The organism is Paenibacillus amylolyticus (assembly GCF_047302515.1).
In the GTDB taxonomy this organism is placed as follows: Bacteria; Bacillota; Bacilli; order Paenibacillales; family Paenibacillaceae; genus Paenibacillus; species Paenibacillus amylolyticus_G.
Map to the genome: position 1 here is coordinate 1,490,893 of NZ_CP168019.1, position 15,254 is coordinate 1,506,146.

Genomic DNA, 15,254 nt, shown 5'->3' on the forward strand with positions numbered 1-15,254 from the left:
ACCGTAATGAAAAAAACGGAGGCATTGCCATGAATCATCGTCATGCAACCCGCAGATATGATCGGCTTTATTATGTTTTCTCCAGGCGAATGGAACGAAAGGTTACGATTCTGATTACAGCCCTTATAATCCTGCTTGTGGTGTATCAATTGCTGCTGTTGGTTCCGGGCTTCAAAAAGTATATGACCACCATTGATCGGCTGGAAGGAACGCCAATTCATGTGCAAACGGTGAATGATTACAAACGTCGTTGATTTGTCTGTTTTTGCATCCATGTGTAGAGTGTGGTATAATTTTCACGATGCAGGCAATGCCTGTTTTTTTATTGAGGTTTATCGTTTGAGGAGGAATGCCCCGTTGGCAAGCCAGAACACATCAGAGAACGGGAAAATGAACGTTGCAATTGACGGACCTGCCGGTGCCGGGAAAAGCACGGTGGCCCGATTGGTTGCAGAGGCGCTCGCGTATGTATACGTCGATACAGGCGCAATGTACCGTGCGGTAACCTTGCACATGCTTCGGAAAGATATTTCACCGGAAGAAGTGACACAGGTACTTCAGGAAGCCCAAAAGCTGGTCATTGATTTACAACCGGATCCCGACGGACAGAAAGTGTTCTGTAATGGGGAAGAAGTAACCTCGGAAATCCGCTCCCGTGAAGTGACGGGAATCGTGTCCCGATATGCGCAAATCGAGGGGCTGCGTACGCAATTAGTGGATACTCAGCGGCAAATGGCTTTGCGCAAGGGCGTCGTCATGGATGGACGCGATATCGGAACGACAGTACTGCCCGATGCGGAAGTGAAAATCTTCATGACTGCCAGTGTCGAAGAGCGTGCGCTTCGCCGCTTCAAAGAACTGGACCCCTCTGAAGGACTAACGCTGCAACAACTGGAGCGAGACATTGCCACCCGTGACAGATTGGATGAGAGTCGGGAAATTTCCCCGCTTCGTTGTGCTGAGGATGCTATCGTTCTTGATACAACAGAGATGAACATCCATGAAGTGGTTGACAAAATCGTATCTTATTGCACAATGGTCAGAGGAGAGATCGGTCTATGATTTACACATTTTGCAGCACATTACTGCGGATCATTTATACCATTCTTTTCCGCTTGGAGGCCGTTGGACGGGAGAATATTCCGAAAGAAGGCGGCGTACTTTTATGTTCCAATCATATTAGTAACTTCGATCCTCCAACCGTTGGTATCAAACTTCGCCGTCAGGTGCGTTTCATGGCCAAAAGCGAGTTGTTTGAAATTCCGGTACTCGGCCGAATTATTAAAGCCGTGGGCGCTTTCCCCGTTAAACGTGGAGGTGTCAGCAAGGAATCCATCAAAACCTCACTCAATATTTTGCGTGATGGTCAAGTGCTTGGAATCTTCCCCTCGGGAAGCCGTCACAATGATGGAGGTATCGGCAAAAAAGGGGCAGCGAGTTTTGCTCTCCGCAGTGGCGCTACAGTTATTCCTACTGCTATTATCGGTAACTACAAAGTTTTTCGTAAGATGAAAGTTGTATATGGAGCACCAGTAAGTTTGGACGAGTTCAAGGAAGACCCATCTGGAGAAGCTCTGGAGAAGGCGACTGAAAAGATTATGTCCAAGATTAACGAAATGGTGCAAACGGGCGTGCCAAGCAAGTAATGGCTTCGTCAGTAGCTGAGTGCATGTTTCCATATTTTTGAGGGAGACTAAAGTTTGAGCACTCAGTGATGAAAGTGTTTTGAACTCTGCTACAGGCAGGTTTGAATATAATGGGGTTTTTGAATTGAGGAGGGTATTTGACATGTCGGAAGAAATGAAAAATCAAGAAGCAACCCAAGATGAGTTGGATCAATTCGTTTCCTTGAAAAAAGGAGATACCGTAAAAGGAACCATCGTCAAATTGGAAGATAACCAAGCCTATGTGAGCATTGGATATAAATATGACGGTGTCATTCCAATTCGTGAACTGTCTTCATTACATGTTGACAGCGCGTCTGACGCAGTAGAAGTTGGACAAGAAGTTGAAGCTAAAGTTCTTAGCATCGACGACGAGAAAGAAAAACTCGTTCTGTCCAAACGTGCAATCGACAGCGAAAACGCATGGGATCAATTGCAAAAGCATTTTGAAGACCAAGACGTATTCGAAGTTGTTGTAGGTGATGTTGTTAAAGGCGGTCTGGTAGCAGACGTGGGCGTACGTGGATTTATCCCGGCTTCCATGGTTGAACGCCATTTCGTTGAAGACTTCAGCGACTACAAAGGACGCACACTGCGTGTTAAAGTGAAAGAGATCGACCGTGAGAACAACAAAGTGATCCTTTCCCAAAAAGACGTACTGGAGCAAGAATTCGAAGCAAACAAAGCTACAGTAATGGCTGGTTTGCAAGAAGGTCAAGTGATCGAAGGTACAGTACAACGTTTGACTCAATTCGGTGCATTCGTTGATGTGGGCGGAGTTGACGGTTTGGTTCACGTTTCCGAGCTGGCTTGGACACACGTTGAAAAACCATCCGACGTACTGTCTGAAGGTGATAAAGTTAGTGTGAAAGTGCTGAAAGTTGACCCTGAAAAAGGCAAAATCAGCTTGAGCATGAAAGCTGTTCAACCAGGTCCTTGGGAAACAGCAAGCGAAAAATTCAATTCCAGCGATATCGTAACAGGTGTTGTAAAACGTCTGGTAGACTTCGGTGCATTTGTTGAAATCGCTCCTGGTGTTGAGGGACTTGTGCATATCTCGCAAATCTCCCACAAACACATCGGCACTCCTCATGAAGTGCTGAAAGAAGGACAAGAAGTTCAAGTTAAAATCTTGGACATGAACCCTTCTGAGCAACGTGTAAGCTTGAGCATCAAAGAAACAGAAGAAGCTCCAGCTCAACCACAAAAATCAGAAAGACCTTCAAGAAACAACGCTCCGCGTGAAGAAATCAACAATCCAAACGTTTCCTTGAACAATCAAGGTATGAGCACTACGCTTGGCGAACTGTTTGGAGACAAACTCAGCAAATTCAAATAAGTTAACAATGCATGGTTCTAAGTTATATACTGCATATTTTGCTGAATAACAAAAGCAAGATCGGCGAGCCCCAGGCGGGTTCGCCGATTGTTTTTATTGCGAGTAATTTGGCATGAAACGTTAGCCAAGACATATCTTTTTTGCTATGATGAGTATCGTAAGTATGGACAGGAGGAGTGGAATGTATGGCAAGACCCGTTGTGGCAATTGTCGGACGACCGAACGTGGGTAAATCCACCATTTTCAATCGGATCATCGGCGACAGACTGGCCATTGTGGAAGACAAGCCGGGCATTACCCGTGACCGTATATATGGAATCGGTGAATGGAACGGTAAACCATTTAGTATCATTGATACGGGTGGTATCGAAATTGATGGTGAAGATGTAATTTTAAAATCGATTCGGATGCAAGCAGAGCTCGCTATTGAAGAAGCGGATGTTATTGTATTCATGTGTGATGCAAAAGCAGGTATTACGCAATCGGATGAAGAGGTAGCAGAGATGCTCTACCGCTCAGGCAAGCCTATTGTTGTAGCCGTTAACAAAGTGGATAATATCGGACGAAGTGAGCTCATTTATGAGTTTTATGGATTTGGTTTCGGTGATCCCATTGGCGTATCAGGAAGTCACGGTACAGGTGTAGGTGATTTGCTTGATGCAATTGTGGAGAAGTTGCCAGAACTTGAGGAAGAGACTTACGATGAAGATGTCATTCGTGTAGCTCTGATCGGACGTCCTAATGTAGGTAAATCTTCACTGGTGAACGCTATTCTGGGTGAAGAGCGTGTCATTGTAAGTGACGTGGCTGGAACGACCCGGGATGCGATTGATACACCTTTTGAAAAAGACGGCCAACGTTACGTGCTGATTGATACAGCAGGTATGCGTAAGCGTGGTAAAGTATATGAAACAACTGAGAAATACAGTGTAATGCGTGCGATGCGTGCGATTGAGCGTGCAGATGTTGTTCTGATTGTCATTAATGGTGAAGAAGGCATTATTGAACAGGACAAGCATATTGCAGGATATGCATTCGAAGCTGGTAAAGCGTCATTGTTTGTTGTGAACAAATGGGACGTGGTAGAGAAGCATGACAAAACGATGAAAGAGTTTGAGAGAAAAATTCGGGATCACTTCCTGTTTATGACTTATGCTCCAGTCGTATTCTTGTCAGCCCTCACAAAACAACGCTTACAAAAATTGTTGCCGGTTGTGAAAAGGGTAGCCGATCAACACTCGTTACGTGTACAAACACATCTACTTAACGATGTGGTATCGGATGCAGTAGCTATTAACCCTCCGCCAACGGATAAAGGACGGAGAATGAGAATTAACTATGTGACTCAGGTTGCCGTTAAGCCACCGACCATGGTTGTTTTTGTGAACGATCCGGAATTGATGCACTTCTCATATGAGCGCTACCTGGAGAATAAAATCCGTGCAGCGTTTGATTTCGAAGGAACACCAATTCGTATATTTACTCGGAAGAAGTCCGACGAAAGTTAGGGGAGAAGTGTGTGATTTTACAAATCGCAGCGATTGTACTGAGTTATCTGCTCGGTTCGATCAGCTTTAGTGTCCTCCTTGCCAAAGCGATACGGGGGATCGATATTCGTCAGCACGGAAGCGGAAACGCGGGAGCTACCAATACATTGCGTATTTTGGGTAAAGGACCGGCAATTGCTGTTCTGTTACTTGATGTACTTAAGGGTGTTGCAGCTGTATGGATTGGAATCTGGCTGAACGACGGTTCTGCCTGGATTCCTGCACTCAGTGGTATAGCAGCCATTGCAGGACATAACTGGCCGCTTTACTTCCATTTTCGTGGAGGAAAAGGCGTTGCCACAGCCATTGGTGTTCTGGTGAGTCTTGCTTTCCTGCCTGCGTTATGTGCTGGGGTGATCGCCATTCTGTCTATTGTATTGACACGCTATGTTTCATTGGGGTCTCTGATTTTTGTAGCATTTACACCCATCTTTATCCTGGTATTACCCGGATATTCAATGAATATCTTCTGGGGGAGTCTGATTATTTGTCTGTTTGCGTTCTGGAGACATCGTACCAATATTGCGAAGCTCGCCAAAGGACAGGAAAATAAATTGGGATCGAAAAACCCTGGAGGGGGTAAACGAGTTGTCTAAAAAAGTTGCTGTTCTGGTCGCTGGGAGCTGGGGAACAGCTCTCGCCAGTGTACTCGCCGCCAATCAGTTGGATGTGATGATGTGGACACGTGGTGAAGACCAAGCTAACGAAATCAATAACAAGCACACCAATACTCGCTATCTTCCGGATGCGGAGCTTTCATCACGGATTCAAGCAACAACTGATATGGAAGCTGCGGTGGAAGGCGCTATAGCTGTGTTAATTGTTGCGCCTTCATCAGCCATGCGTGCAGTTACGAATCAGCTTAAGGCTTATTACAAGCCTGAGATGTTAGTCATTCATGCAACCAAAGGTTTTGAGACAGAAAGCCTGAAACGGATGTCCACAGTCATTTCAGAAGAGCTTGAATGTGAAGAAGGACGTGTGGTTGTTCTTTCTGGTCCAAGCCATGCGGAAGAAGTGGTGAAGCGTTGTCCAACGACGGTGGTTGTAGCTTCACTGGATAAGGCATCTGCCGAGTCTGCCCAAGCTTTGTTTATGAATGCTTATTTCCGGGTTTACACGAATCGGGATATGATCGGTGTTGAGCTGGCGGGCGCATTCAAAAATATCATTGCTCTTGGTGCAGGCATGTCCGATGGTCTTCAATTTGGTGATAATGCCAAAGCCGCTTTGCTAACACGCGGTTTGGCAGAGATCACACGTATTGGTGTTGAGATGGGAGCAAATCCGCTAACGTTTTCGGGACTTGCTGGAATCGGGGATCTGGTTGTAACGGCTACAAGTCAGCACAGTCGGAACTGGAGAGCAGGTTCCATGTTGGGCCAGGGACAGAAGCTGGATGATGTTCTGAAGTCCATGGGCATGGTGGTAGAAGGCATTCGAACTACGCAAGCTGCCTATTTCATCTCACAAAAATACGGTGTACAAATGCCAATTGCGGATCAGTTATATCACGTATTATTCCAGGAGAGACAGCCCCGTGATGCGGTTGAAGCCTTGATGGGACGTGACCCGAAGACTGAAATGGAAGTCATGAAACTTGAAACCTGGGAGCAGTGGCATTCCTGATTGTAATCAGCCTAAACGTACCTTGTGAAATAAGAAGCTTATTCACCTTTTCTGTAGCAGACTCATACTATACACATGAGTATTGCCGGAGGAGGGGAGACGAATGGGTAACAACATTTCCAAAGATGCACTGAATGCAATCAACAAGAAAACGGGTAAAACGATAACGGAAGGTGCCGTTAAGAAATTGGCAAGCACGGTGAAACCAACGACGATTCAGAATGAAGCTCAGTTGCGCCAATTGATCAAACAAGTATCCGCCATGGCGAAAGTTCCGGTATCTGAGGATACGGTTAAGGATATTGTGAGTGCGGTCAAGAAAAGCGGATTGAATCCGAGCAGTATGGAATCGTTAATGAAAATGATGATGAAAAAATAATAGATCACACCTGCATGTACAGGTGACCAGTAAGACAAAAAGACGAGTCGGCTTCTGCCGGCTTGCTTTTTTGTCTTTTTTTTGGAAAGTTGAGCTGAATTTCGTGTTATAATGGTTGCAATTGTCACAGTGTCAGTGATGAATATCGGACTGAAGGGGAGACTGCTGGATTATGAGCGCAATGGACAAGATGTGGCTGTCATTGGTGGCCATCCTCATTATGGGACTATCTGTATTCCTGATTACGTTTGCTCGTGCCAAAACAAAAGGTATTGTACGGGGGATTCTTTCTCTGATTGCATTTTTGATTATGCTGATTGGCTTTTTCGGTGGAATCGCTTCTCTGACCTGATTTCCCATGCCTGAAAGATAACATCCGCATAAGCACATCATAAGAACTGACACAATGAACACGGATGAGGGGAGTGTGAGCCTATGAGGCCGCATGATACGGAGGGTCGGACAGAGCGTTATCCGGAATTACACGCGGCTTTGCTGGAAACGGCCAAAGCCTGGAACACACAGCCACAGACATGGTTACTTGGAGGAAGTTGTGGGTTGCTGCTTCAAGGGGTGGAGTTGCAACAGGCTCCGAGAGATATTGATATCTATGCGGATGTTGCTGCTGCTAAGGAACTTCACCGTAGCGCCCCGGGGAAAATGCTTGACGAGCCTACAGTGGACAAGACAGGACCGTATGCTTCTCTGCTGAGCCACTATCAGGTGGGTGAATGTGCGCTGGAACTGGTTGGTGGTTTCGAAATATGGGCTCGCAAAAGTTGGTACCGTATTGAGATTGAATATGTACTTGCTCCGCATGCACCAGTAGCACAAGTGGGTTCATATAGCCTGCGACTGATGCCGCTTGCGCATGAGCTGTTGTTTAATCTGTTGCGAGGTCGTGAAGATCGTTATGTCCCCATTGCGTCACAGATGCGCGAGCAGCCAGATGCACATCAACCTATAATGATGCTTTTAAGTCAACAGAATGTATGGACAAGCCGCTTCAGAGCCGAGGTGGAAGAGCTTGTTGGCTTTACATGGCCCCAGTAGGTTAGGGAGGAAAATGATGGACTATAAAGTTACTTTTTTACCTATGAACAAATCGATAGCGCTCAAACCAGGGGCAACACTTCTGCATGCAGCACGACGTGCTGGAGTCAAGATTACGACCCGATGTGATGGTAAAGCGGCTTGCCTGATGTGCAAAGTGAATGTGGATGAAGAACATCGGGCGGAACTGTATCCACCAACAGATGCAGAAAAGCACAAGCTGGGTTCACTGTTGGAAGCAGGTACACGACTGTCCTGTCAGGCCAAGGTGTGTGGATCTCTATCGGTTCATGTTCCAGAGGACCCGCTGAAGGCAGCCATTCGGAAACAACTGGAACGTCAACAACAGGAAGACGACTGGTTCTGAGCGTTATAACATTGATTCTCTAATGAGTTATTCAAGGAGGACACGAATGATTAGGAACAAGCCAAAATGTGTGGAAGGAAGCAGACGGCAGCGTCTGAAACATCAGACGGGCGGTCTGCTGTTATTCCTGTTGTTTGCTTTTACAGCAAGTGGTTGTATGTATCCATCCCAGAGTAATTCGGACCCTAAGATAGCCTATCGGGAAAGCGTGAGCCGTATCCAGAGTGCGGTCGAGGCATTTCAGCAAGATGAGGGAATTTTGCCAATCATCAATGCAGATATGGAAACGCCAAAATATGAAAAGTTCAGAGTGGATCTGCCCAAGTTGAAGCAACTGGGGTATCTGGATGAAATACCAGGGACTGCTTTTGAAAGCGGTGGGAGCGCTTACTTCCTTATTCAGGACGAAGAAGTGAATCCGACCGTTAAAGTGATGGATCTTCTGACCGTACAGAAAGTAAACGATGTGCAACGAATGGTTAATCAATATAAGTCCGTACATAATAATAAGCTGCCACGCGGGGAAGAACTGTATCCGGGGTTATATGCTGTGGATATGGAGCAGGCTGCTCAGGCAGGTACTCCTTCCATAACGTTGAATAGTGTATATTCAGGTCAGGCGTTACCTTTTATGATGGATGACGAAGGCAAGGTCTATGTAGATTATGCTTTTGACATTATGCAGGCAGTCGAAAAGTCTGACGTATCTCCAGCAGAGACTGAAGATGTTCGGGATTTGCTGGTGGAACACTCCTACTTCGTACCTGTAAAATCGGTTTTCTACGCTTGGCAAAATAATGCGCCAGTTGCCCAGCCGATAAAATAAGTATGGTTGCAATTCAAATGATTAAGCTGTATAACCACCATGGCTCTAATGGTTCAAAAAGAGATATTCCAAATAAGGGATATCTCTTTTTCTTTTGTCAGTATGAGCAATAACCGTCATAAAAGCTTCAGGGATCACATAAAGTAGATTGAAATAAAGACGCGCAGTCCGAGATCGGGGGATTCTCCTAATGTCATCACCTTAAGATAAAAAAACAAAAATACGCGTCATATTGCCGCATACGGATACATAAGATGATACTAGTCCAATTGCATGTACGAGTTAACGCCGCTCTCGCCGGTTTCATCAGAATGCAACGTTCGGCGGCGGACGACTTCCGGGCACTCACAAAGGCGGCTCTACCGTTGCAGGGATTTCAGTCTTCTGATTGAAAAAACGAAGCGGATGCTCTTTAGCATTTTTCCTTCGGAGTAATTTAGGGAGGGGATTTCATTGGAGAAAGTGGACATTTTTAAGGACATAGCTGAGCGGACCGGAGGGGATATTTATCTCGGGGTTGTCGGCGCAGTCCGGACGGGAAAATCAACATTTATTAAACGATTCATGGAAACCATTGTGTTGCCAAACATCACTAACGAGGCTGACCGTGCTCGAGCGGTGGATGAACTTCCACAGAGTGCAGCGGGTAAAACCATCATGACTACCGAACCGAAATTCGTACCAAATAACGCAGTCCAGATCAAGGTGGCAGAAGGACTCGATGTCAATGTGCGTCTTGTGGATTGTGTAGGTTACGCGGTGGAAGGAGCCAAGGGATACGAGGATGAGAATGGTCCACGCATGATCTCCACGCCTTGGTTTGAGGAACCAATTCCATTCCAGGAAGCCGCTGAGATTGGTACTCGCAAAGTTATTCAGGAGCATTCCACACTGGGTGTCGTGGTCACAACAGATGGCACAATTGCCGAAATTGCTCGCAGTTCCTATGTGGAATCCGAAGAACGGGTCATAGCGGAATTGAAAGAAGTGGGTAAACCGTTTGTCCTGGTCATCAACTCCACACGTCCTCGCAGTGAAGAAGCCCTGCAATTGCGTAGTGAGCTTGCTGCCAAATACGATATTCCGGTGATGACACTCAGTGCAGCGACCATGACGGAAGATGATGTGACGGGTGTACTTCGTGAAGTGCTCTATGAGTTCCCTGTGCATGAAGTGAATGTAAACTTGCCGAGCTGGGTTATGGTGCTCAACGAGACTCACTGGCTGCGTAGCAACTACGAAAATTCCGTACGGGATACCGTCAAGGATATTCGCAGACTTCGTGACGTGGATCGGGTTGTCGCACAGTTCATGGAATATGAATTCATTGATCGCGCAGGCCTGAGTGGCATGAATATGGGGCAGGGTGTAGCCGAAATTGACCTGTACGCGCCGGATGAACTGTATGATCAGATTCTCGTGGAAGTGGTTGGCATCGAGATTCGCGGTAAGGATCATCTGCTGCAATTGATGCAGGAATTCTCGCATGCGAAGAGAGAATATGACCGCTTCGCAGAAGCGCTAGAGATGGTCAAAACGACCGGATACGGCATTGCTGCTCCATCTCTTGCCGAGATGGCTCTGGATGAACCTGAGCTCATTCGTCAGGGCACCAAATTTGGCGTACGTCTGAAAGCAACGGCACCGTCCATTCACATGATCCGGGTTGATGTGGAATCGGAGTTCGCTCCAATCATCGGTACGGAGAAACAAAGTGAGGAACTGGTGAGATACCTGATGCAGGACTTCGAGAACGACCCGATCAAGGTATGGGATTCAGACATGTTTGGTCGTTCGCTGCACTCCATTGTGCGAGAAGGTATTCAGGGCAAGATTGCCATGATGCCGGATAATGCAAGATACAAACTGCAAGAGACGCTGGGAAGAATCATTAACGAAGGTTCGGGCGGCTTGATCGCCATCATTCTGTAAAACATCAAAAGACCGTAAGGGGGCATCCCCTCGCGGTCTTTTTTACGTGATTTCTTTATTTTGGATGAAATGGATAGGAAGATTAGTACTTTCGAAAAAACTTAGCGAGTTTTAGCTTTAAATTGCTAAAACCCATTTACATACTAGGGATTAGCCGTTATATTAATATTCAACTATTGTGATCGAGATCACAGAGAGTGGACAGGGGGATACAGAGATGAAAAGAAAAGAGACTAAATGGGTATGGTTGAGTGTGTTATTAGTATTTACATTGGCGCTGTCCGCTTGCGGAATCAAAAAAGAACCGGTAGCCACTCCGGCTTCGGGTGCATCAGATGATACACCAAAAACGGAAGCAGTTACAGGCCCTCTGAGCGGCAAGCGGATCGCACTTATTATGGAATTTAATACAGGTACTTTCTCGCAGCAATATGTACAAGGTGTAAAAGAAGAAATCGAAAAATTCGGTGGAGAACTGACAACGTTTGTTGCCGATAATGACAAAGCAAAGATGGTATCCTTGCTTGATAGCGCTATTAACCAGAAGTTCGATGCCATTCTCACGGATCACGGGGATTCCCTATTAGAGCCAGGCGTGAAGAAGGCAGTAGAACAGAATATTCCAGTGGTCGTGTTTGACGCAGCTATCAGTGTTCCGGGAGCCACAGTCCTGTCGCAGGATGACCAGAAGATGGCTGAACTGACGCTGGAGCAAATGAAAAAAGATATCAATGGACAAGGCAATATTGTAAAAGTATGGGTAGCTGGTTTCGCACCGATGGAACGCCGTCAGATTGCATACGGTGAATTCATGAAAGCAAATCCGGACATCAAGGAAATAGCAACATTCGGTTCTGCACAGAACCCTGCGCTGGATACTCAAGCCAAAATGGAAGCTATTCTCAAGCAATATCCAAAAGGTGAGATTACAGCTGTATGGACTGCATGGGATGAGTTCGCCAAAGGTGCAGCACGTGCGATTCAACAAGCAGGACGTGATGAGATCAAAGTATATGGTATTGATATGAGTGACGAGGACCTGCAAATGATTCAGGACCCGAAAAATCCTTGGGTTGCTTCTGCGGCTGTTGATCCAACGGATATTGGTCGCGTCCAAGTACGTTATGCTTATCAGAAACTGAACGGGGATGAGACGGAAGATGCAGTTGTTCTTAACCCGGTCTATGTTCAACGTGAAGCTCTGCCAGATAAACAAATCTCCACTTCGGAGCTGTCTGAGTTCGTTGAAGGTTGGGGTGGTAGCACACAAGGAATCAAGGACTGGATGAGCGAATACGGAATTACTGCTAAATAAGCAGCGTATGGGAAGCGCGCCGCAAGGCGCGCTTTTTCCAACCATAATAAAGACACGTGAGATATGGATGAGAAAAGGGATACTCCCGGAAGGGAACGATTGGAGGTTAACATCATGAGCACTGCACCAACTCTGCTTCAAATGGAACATATCCACAAGCAGTTTTCAGGTATTCCTGCACTGAAGGATGTGGATTTCTCTGTAAAAGGTGGGGAGATTCATGCGCTGCTGGGTGCCAATGGTGCCGGTAAAAGCACGTTAATGAAAATTCTGTCCGGTGCCTATCCATTGGATCAGGGAACGATTCAGTTAAGTGGACAAGCGCTTCATTTGAATTCTCCGGGAGACGCAAAGGCAAGTGGGATTCACTGTGTCTATCAGGAAGTGGACGCGGCACTGGTGCCACAGCTGACGGCTGCGGAGAACATTATGTTGGATCAGTTGGCTTCATCTGCTGGAGGTTGGTGGAAAAGTCCACGGAAGCTGCAACAGCGCGCGGTTGAGGCATTGAAGCAATTAGGGGCGGACATATCCGTTCACCAAAAAGTGGCCGATCTGACACTTGCAGAAAAACAGATGATTTTGCTGGCACGGATTTTGATTCAGGATGCCAAGGTCATCATTTTTGATGAACCGACTGCACCGCTGAGCCAGGAAGAAACGGATGCATTTTTCCGGATTGTTCATCTCCTGAAGGATCGGGGCGTTGCCTGTATTTTCATTACCCATCGTCTTGCTGAAGTGACGGTTCACTGTGATCGCGTTACGGTTATGAGAGATGGGCAACACGTATTTACCGGTGAAGCAAAGGGACTGACGATCAACGATTTGGTTACACAGATGCTGGGCAAACCATTCGAAGAAGAGTTTCCGAAGACAGAAGCGCCCTTGGGGGAACTGCTGTTGGAGGCGCGTGGGCTTCGTCGTGGAGTGAAGGTTAAAGGTGTTAACCTCTCTGTAAGCCGAGGTGAAGTACTCGCTGTGGTGGGTCTGGTAGGCGCGGGTAAAACGGAAAGCTCTCGTTTGCTGATTGGTGCAGATCGGCTGGAGGGAGGCGAGATCCGGCTTAACAACCGTAATCTCCGCCTGTCTCAGCCTGCGGATGCGGCGGCTCTGGGGATTGTTTCTGTACCGGAGGAGCGACGTAAACAAGGAATCCTGATTCAGGAGAACGTGGAACGGAATTTAAGTCTACCTTTGCTAAGCCGTCTTAGTACATTAGGTTTCGTAAGCCGCAAGCGGGAACGTCTGAATGCAGAGTCATTAGTGAAACAGCTCGGAATTAAAACATCGTCCGTGAAACAGGAAGTGAAATATCTAAGCGGTGGTAATCAGCAAAAGGTAGCCATTGGTAAATGGCTTAATGCGGATGCGGATGTATTTATATTTGATGAGCCAACTAAAGGCGTAGATATTGGGGCAAAAAGTGACATTTTCCGCATCATTAATGAACTGGCTTTGGCGGGCAAGGGTGTAATCTATTTCACCTGTGAACTGGATGAAGGCATGGGAATTGGTGACCGAATCGCTGTCATGTGCGAAGGTGTTATCGTAAAAGAGTTCAAACGAGGCGAGACTAACCAAGAACAGCTGCTATACTATGCAAGCGGTGGACAAGAGGTGCAATCATGAAGGATAAATCACTGGATTTTGCGTTCCGTTACGGGGCGATTATAGTCATCATAGGTGTTATCGCATTTTTCGGAATTAAATTGCCTTATTTCTTTACGTACAGTAACTTGACCGATATTTTGGGCTCGATCTCTATCGTTACGTTTGTAGCGATCGGTGTTACGTTATCTCTCATTGTTGATGGATTTGATCTCTCGGTTGGGGCGACTGTCTCATTAACTACCGTTGTTACTGCTTCGTTAATGATTTGGTATCAACAACCACTGGCAATTGTAATTATTGTGCCACTAATCATTGGCGCTGTTATTGGTTTACTGAACGCTTTGCTCATTGTAAAATTGCGTATTCCGGATCTGCTTGCAACCCTTGCCACGATGTACATCATCGGAGGTATTCACAAAACGTATGCACAGGGATATACCATTTACAATCACATGCAGTTCCCTGACGGGAGCAAAGCTGCGGGAGAGATGGACCCGACATTTCTGCTTATAGGGCAGGGTAAATGGCTTGGTATGCCGATATCGGTTATCATGTTACTTATTGCGGTAATAGGTGTGCATATCTTTTTGACGTATACGAAATATGGGCGCCAGATGTACATTACAGGTGGTAATGAGGAAGCTGCACGGTTGTCTGGAATCAAGGTGAAAAAGGTGCGTACACTCGCCTATGTAGCCGCTGGAGTGTTTGCAGCAATCGGGGGTATCATCTATGCTTCCAAAGTAGGATCTGGGCAAATTGATGCGGGATCACCGTTGTTAATGGAATCCGTAGCTGCAGTATTTGTCGGTTTCTCTGTGTTTGGCGCGGGTAAACCAAATGTCATCGGAACCTTCATCGGTTCGGTTCTGATTGGTGTACTTGTTAACGGTTTAACGATGATGAACGTACAGTATTTCACACATGATATTGTAAAAGGTGGGGTTCTCGTGCTTGCCCTGGCGGTTACATTTTACGTCTTAAACCGCAACCGGACTTGAAATTGTGGGCTGTCTGTATTAGTATGAAATTTGTTCGGCGTCTGAAATGCCAGTGGTTTCAGACGACATTCTGCCGAAAATGACTGTTGACCGCAGGCGGAGATTTGTGTTCAGCGCTCAAGATGTACGTAGATTTTTTGCGTATGAACGTATATTTCGCTATAAAACGGAAACACAGTATAACATTCAGGACATTGATACAGGAGGTGAAAAACAAATGAACAAATCAGACTTGATTACACACGTATCTGAAGCGACTGAATTGTCCAAGAAAGATGTAACGAAAGCGGTTGATGCCGTATTCGAAGCAATCTCTGAGGCTCTTCAAAGCGGAGATAAAGTACAATTGGTTGGTTTTGGGAACTTCGAAGTTCGCGAGCGCTCTGCACGTAAAGGACGCAACCCGCAAACAGGTGAAGAAATCGAAATTCCTGCGAGCAAAATTCCTGCATTCAAACCAGGTAAAGCGCTCAAAGACGGAATTAAATAAGATTTCTACATATTCCATATGTCGACAAAAAGACCGTGACTTGTTCACGGCCTTTTCTTTTGCCCTTTAACGATGATTCTTGCGGTTCATTCGTATAA

17 protein-coding genes are annotated in these 15,254 nt (G+C 46.2%); all 17 read left to right on the plus strand.

Annotated elements, in window-relative coordinates:
* The first annotated feature begins 29 nt into the window (after window positions 1-29).
* A complete protein-coding gene (locus ACDJ59_RS06605) occupies window positions 30-254 on the plus strand; it encodes a hypothetical protein (RefSeq protein ID WP_413408025.1) in 225 nt (74 codons plus the stop codon).
* Between the two features lie 103 nt (window positions 255-357).
* Window positions 358-1,062 (plus strand): (d)CMP kinase, encoded by a 705-nt coding sequence (gene cmk, locus ACDJ59_RS06610; RefSeq protein WP_413408026.1) that lies wholly within the window; start codon window positions 358-360, stop codon window positions 1,060-1,062.
* Window positions 1,059-1,646 (plus strand): lysophospholipid acyltransferase family protein, encoded by a 588-nt coding sequence (locus tag ACDJ59_RS06615; protein WP_036607713.1) that lies wholly within the window; start codon window positions 1,059-1,061, stop codon window positions 1,644-1,646. The genes cmk and ACDJ59_RS06615 overlap by 4 nt, the downstream gene beginning before the upstream one ends.
* Before the next feature lie 142 nt (window positions 1,647-1,788).
* Entirely contained in the window at window positions 1,789-3,003 is a 1,215-nt protein-coding gene (gene rpsA / locus ACDJ59_RS06620; RefSeq protein ID WP_036607712.1) for a 30S ribosomal protein S1, read from the plus strand.
* A gap of 185 nt (window positions 3,004-3,188) precedes the next feature.
* Entirely contained in the window at window positions 3,189-4,511 is a 1,323-nt protein-coding gene (gene der / locus ACDJ59_RS06625) for a ribosome biogenesis GTPase Der (protein ID WP_017687684.1), read from the plus strand.
* An 11-nt stretch (window positions 4,512-4,522) separates the two neighbouring features.
* The gene (gene plsY / locus ACDJ59_RS06630) at window positions 4,523-5,146 is read left to right on the plus strand and encodes a glycerol-3-phosphate 1-O-acyltransferase PlsY (RefSeq protein ID WP_413408027.1); all 624 of its coding nucleotides are present in this window, start codon (window positions 4,523-4,525) and stop codon (window positions 5,144-5,146) included.
* Window positions 5,139-6,179 (plus strand): NAD(P)H-dependent glycerol-3-phosphate dehydrogenase, encoded by a 1,041-nt coding sequence (locus ACDJ59_RS06635; protein WP_413408028.1) that lies wholly within the window; start codon window positions 5,139-5,141, stop codon window positions 6,177-6,179. Before plsY ends, ACDJ59_RS06635 begins: the two co-directional genes overlap by 8 nt.
* 103 nt (window positions 6,180-6,282) lie before the next feature.
* Window positions 6,283-6,558: a stage VI sporulation protein F gene (locus tag ACDJ59_RS06640; RefSeq protein ID WP_017687687.1), complete on the plus strand. Its 276-nt coding sequence runs from the start codon at window positions 6,283-6,285 to the stop codon at window positions 6,556-6,558.
* 172 nt (window positions 6,559-6,730) lie between these two features.
* Window positions 6,731-6,910 (plus strand): DUF2768 family protein, encoded by a 180-nt coding sequence (locus ACDJ59_RS06645; RefSeq protein WP_017687688.1) that lies wholly within the window; start codon window positions 6,731-6,733, stop codon window positions 6,908-6,910.
* A gap of 83 nt (window positions 6,911-6,993) precedes the next feature.
* The gene (locus ACDJ59_RS06650) at window positions 6,994-7,611 is read left to right on the plus strand and encodes a hypothetical protein (protein ID WP_413408029.1); all 618 of its coding nucleotides are present in this window, start codon (window positions 6,994-6,996) and stop codon (window positions 7,609-7,611) included.
* A gap of 16 nt (window positions 7,612-7,627) precedes the next feature.
* Window positions 7,628-7,978 (plus strand): 2Fe-2S iron-sulfur cluster-binding protein, encoded by a 351-nt coding sequence (locus ACDJ59_RS06655; RefSeq protein ID WP_413409736.1) that lies wholly within the window; start codon window positions 7,628-7,630, stop codon window positions 7,976-7,978.
* 46 nt (window positions 7,979-8,024) lie between these two features.
* Window positions 8,025-8,804 (plus strand): hypothetical protein, encoded by a 780-nt coding sequence (locus tag ACDJ59_RS06660; RefSeq protein ID WP_413408030.1) that lies wholly within the window; start codon window positions 8,025-8,027, stop codon window positions 8,802-8,804.
* A 453-nt stretch (window positions 8,805-9,257) separates the two neighbouring features.
* Window positions 9,258-10,736 carry a stage IV sporulation protein A gene (gene spoIVA, locus ACDJ59_RS06665; RefSeq protein WP_105409092.1) on the plus strand — a complete coding sequence of 493 codons (1,479 nt, stop codon included), beginning with the start codon at window positions 9,258-9,260 and terminating at the stop codon, window positions 10,734-10,736.
* 217 nt (window positions 10,737-10,953) lie between these two features.
* The gene (locus ACDJ59_RS06670) at window positions 10,954-12,051 is read left to right on the plus strand and encodes a sugar ABC transporter substrate-binding protein (protein ID WP_413408031.1); all 1,098 of its coding nucleotides are present in this window, start codon (window positions 10,954-10,956) and stop codon (window positions 12,049-12,051) included.
* Between the two features lie 114 nt (window positions 12,052-12,165).
* On the plus strand, window positions 12,166-13,683 hold the full coding sequence (locus ACDJ59_RS06675) for a sugar ABC transporter ATP-binding protein (RefSeq protein ID WP_413408032.1): 1,518 nt from the start codon (window positions 12,166-12,168) through the stop codon (window positions 13,681-13,683).
* Window positions 13,680-14,666: an ABC transporter permease gene (locus tag ACDJ59_RS06680; RefSeq protein ID WP_017687695.1), complete on the plus strand. Its 987-nt coding sequence runs from the start codon at window positions 13,680-13,682 to the stop codon at window positions 14,664-14,666. Before ACDJ59_RS06675 ends, ACDJ59_RS06680 begins: the two co-directional genes overlap by 4 nt.
* 217 nt (window positions 14,667-14,883) lie before the next feature.
* A complete protein-coding gene (locus tag ACDJ59_RS06685) occupies window positions 14,884-15,156 on the plus strand; it encodes an HU family DNA-binding protein (RefSeq protein WP_024630670.1) in 273 nt (90 codons plus the stop codon).
* Window positions 15,157-15,254: the final 98 nt, after the last annotated feature.

Excerpts from the sequence above, each read along its gene's own strand:
- ACDJ59_RS06650 (WP_413408029.1), top strand. The coding sequence starts at position 6,994 with ATGAGGCCGCATGATACGGAGGGTCGGACAGAGCGTTATCCGGAATTA.
- ACDJ59_RS06685 (WP_024630670.1), top strand. The coding sequence starts at position 14,884 with ATGAACAAATCAGACTTGATTACACACGTATCTGAAGCGACTGAATTG.
- ACDJ59_RS06645 (WP_017687688.1), top strand. The coding sequence starts at position 6,731 with ATGAGCGCAATGGACAAGATGTGGCTGTCATTGGTGGCCATCCTCATT.
- ACDJ59_RS06615 (WP_036607713.1), top strand. The coding sequence starts at position 1,059 with ATGATTTACACATTTTGCAGCACATTACTGCGGATCATTTATACCATT.
- ACDJ59_RS06675 (WP_413408032.1), top strand. The coding sequence starts at position 12,166 with ATGAGCACTGCACCAACTCTGCTTCAAATGGAACATATCCACAAGCAG.
- ACDJ59_RS06660 (WP_413408030.1), top strand. The coding sequence starts at position 8,025 with ATGATTAGGAACAAGCCAAAATGTGTGGAAGGAAGCAGACGGCAGCGT.
- rpsA (WP_036607712.1), top strand. The coding sequence starts at position 1,789 with ATGTCGGAAGAAATGAAAAATCAAGAAGCAACCCAAGATGAGTTGGAT.
- ACDJ59_RS06640 (WP_017687687.1), top strand. The coding sequence starts at position 6,283 with ATGGGTAACAACATTTCCAAAGATGCACTGAATGCAATCAACAAGAAA.
- der (WP_017687684.1), top strand. The coding sequence starts at position 3,189 with ATGGCAAGACCCGTTGTGGCAATTGTCGGACGACCGAACGTGGGTAAA.
- ACDJ59_RS06670 (WP_413408031.1), top strand. The coding sequence starts at position 10,954 with ATGAAAAGAAAAGAGACTAAATGGGTATGGTTGAGTGTGTTATTAGTA.
- ACDJ59_RS06655 (WP_413409736.1), top strand. The coding sequence starts at position 7,628 with ATGGACTATAAAGTTACTTTTTTACCTATGAACAAATCGATAGCGCTC.
- ACDJ59_RS06680 (WP_017687695.1), top strand. The coding sequence starts at position 13,680 with ATGAAGGATAAATCACTGGATTTTGCGTTCCGTTACGGGGCGATTATA.
- ACDJ59_RS06605 (WP_413408025.1), top strand. The coding sequence starts at position 30 with ATGAATCATCGTCATGCAACCCGCAGATATGATCGGCTTTATTATGTT.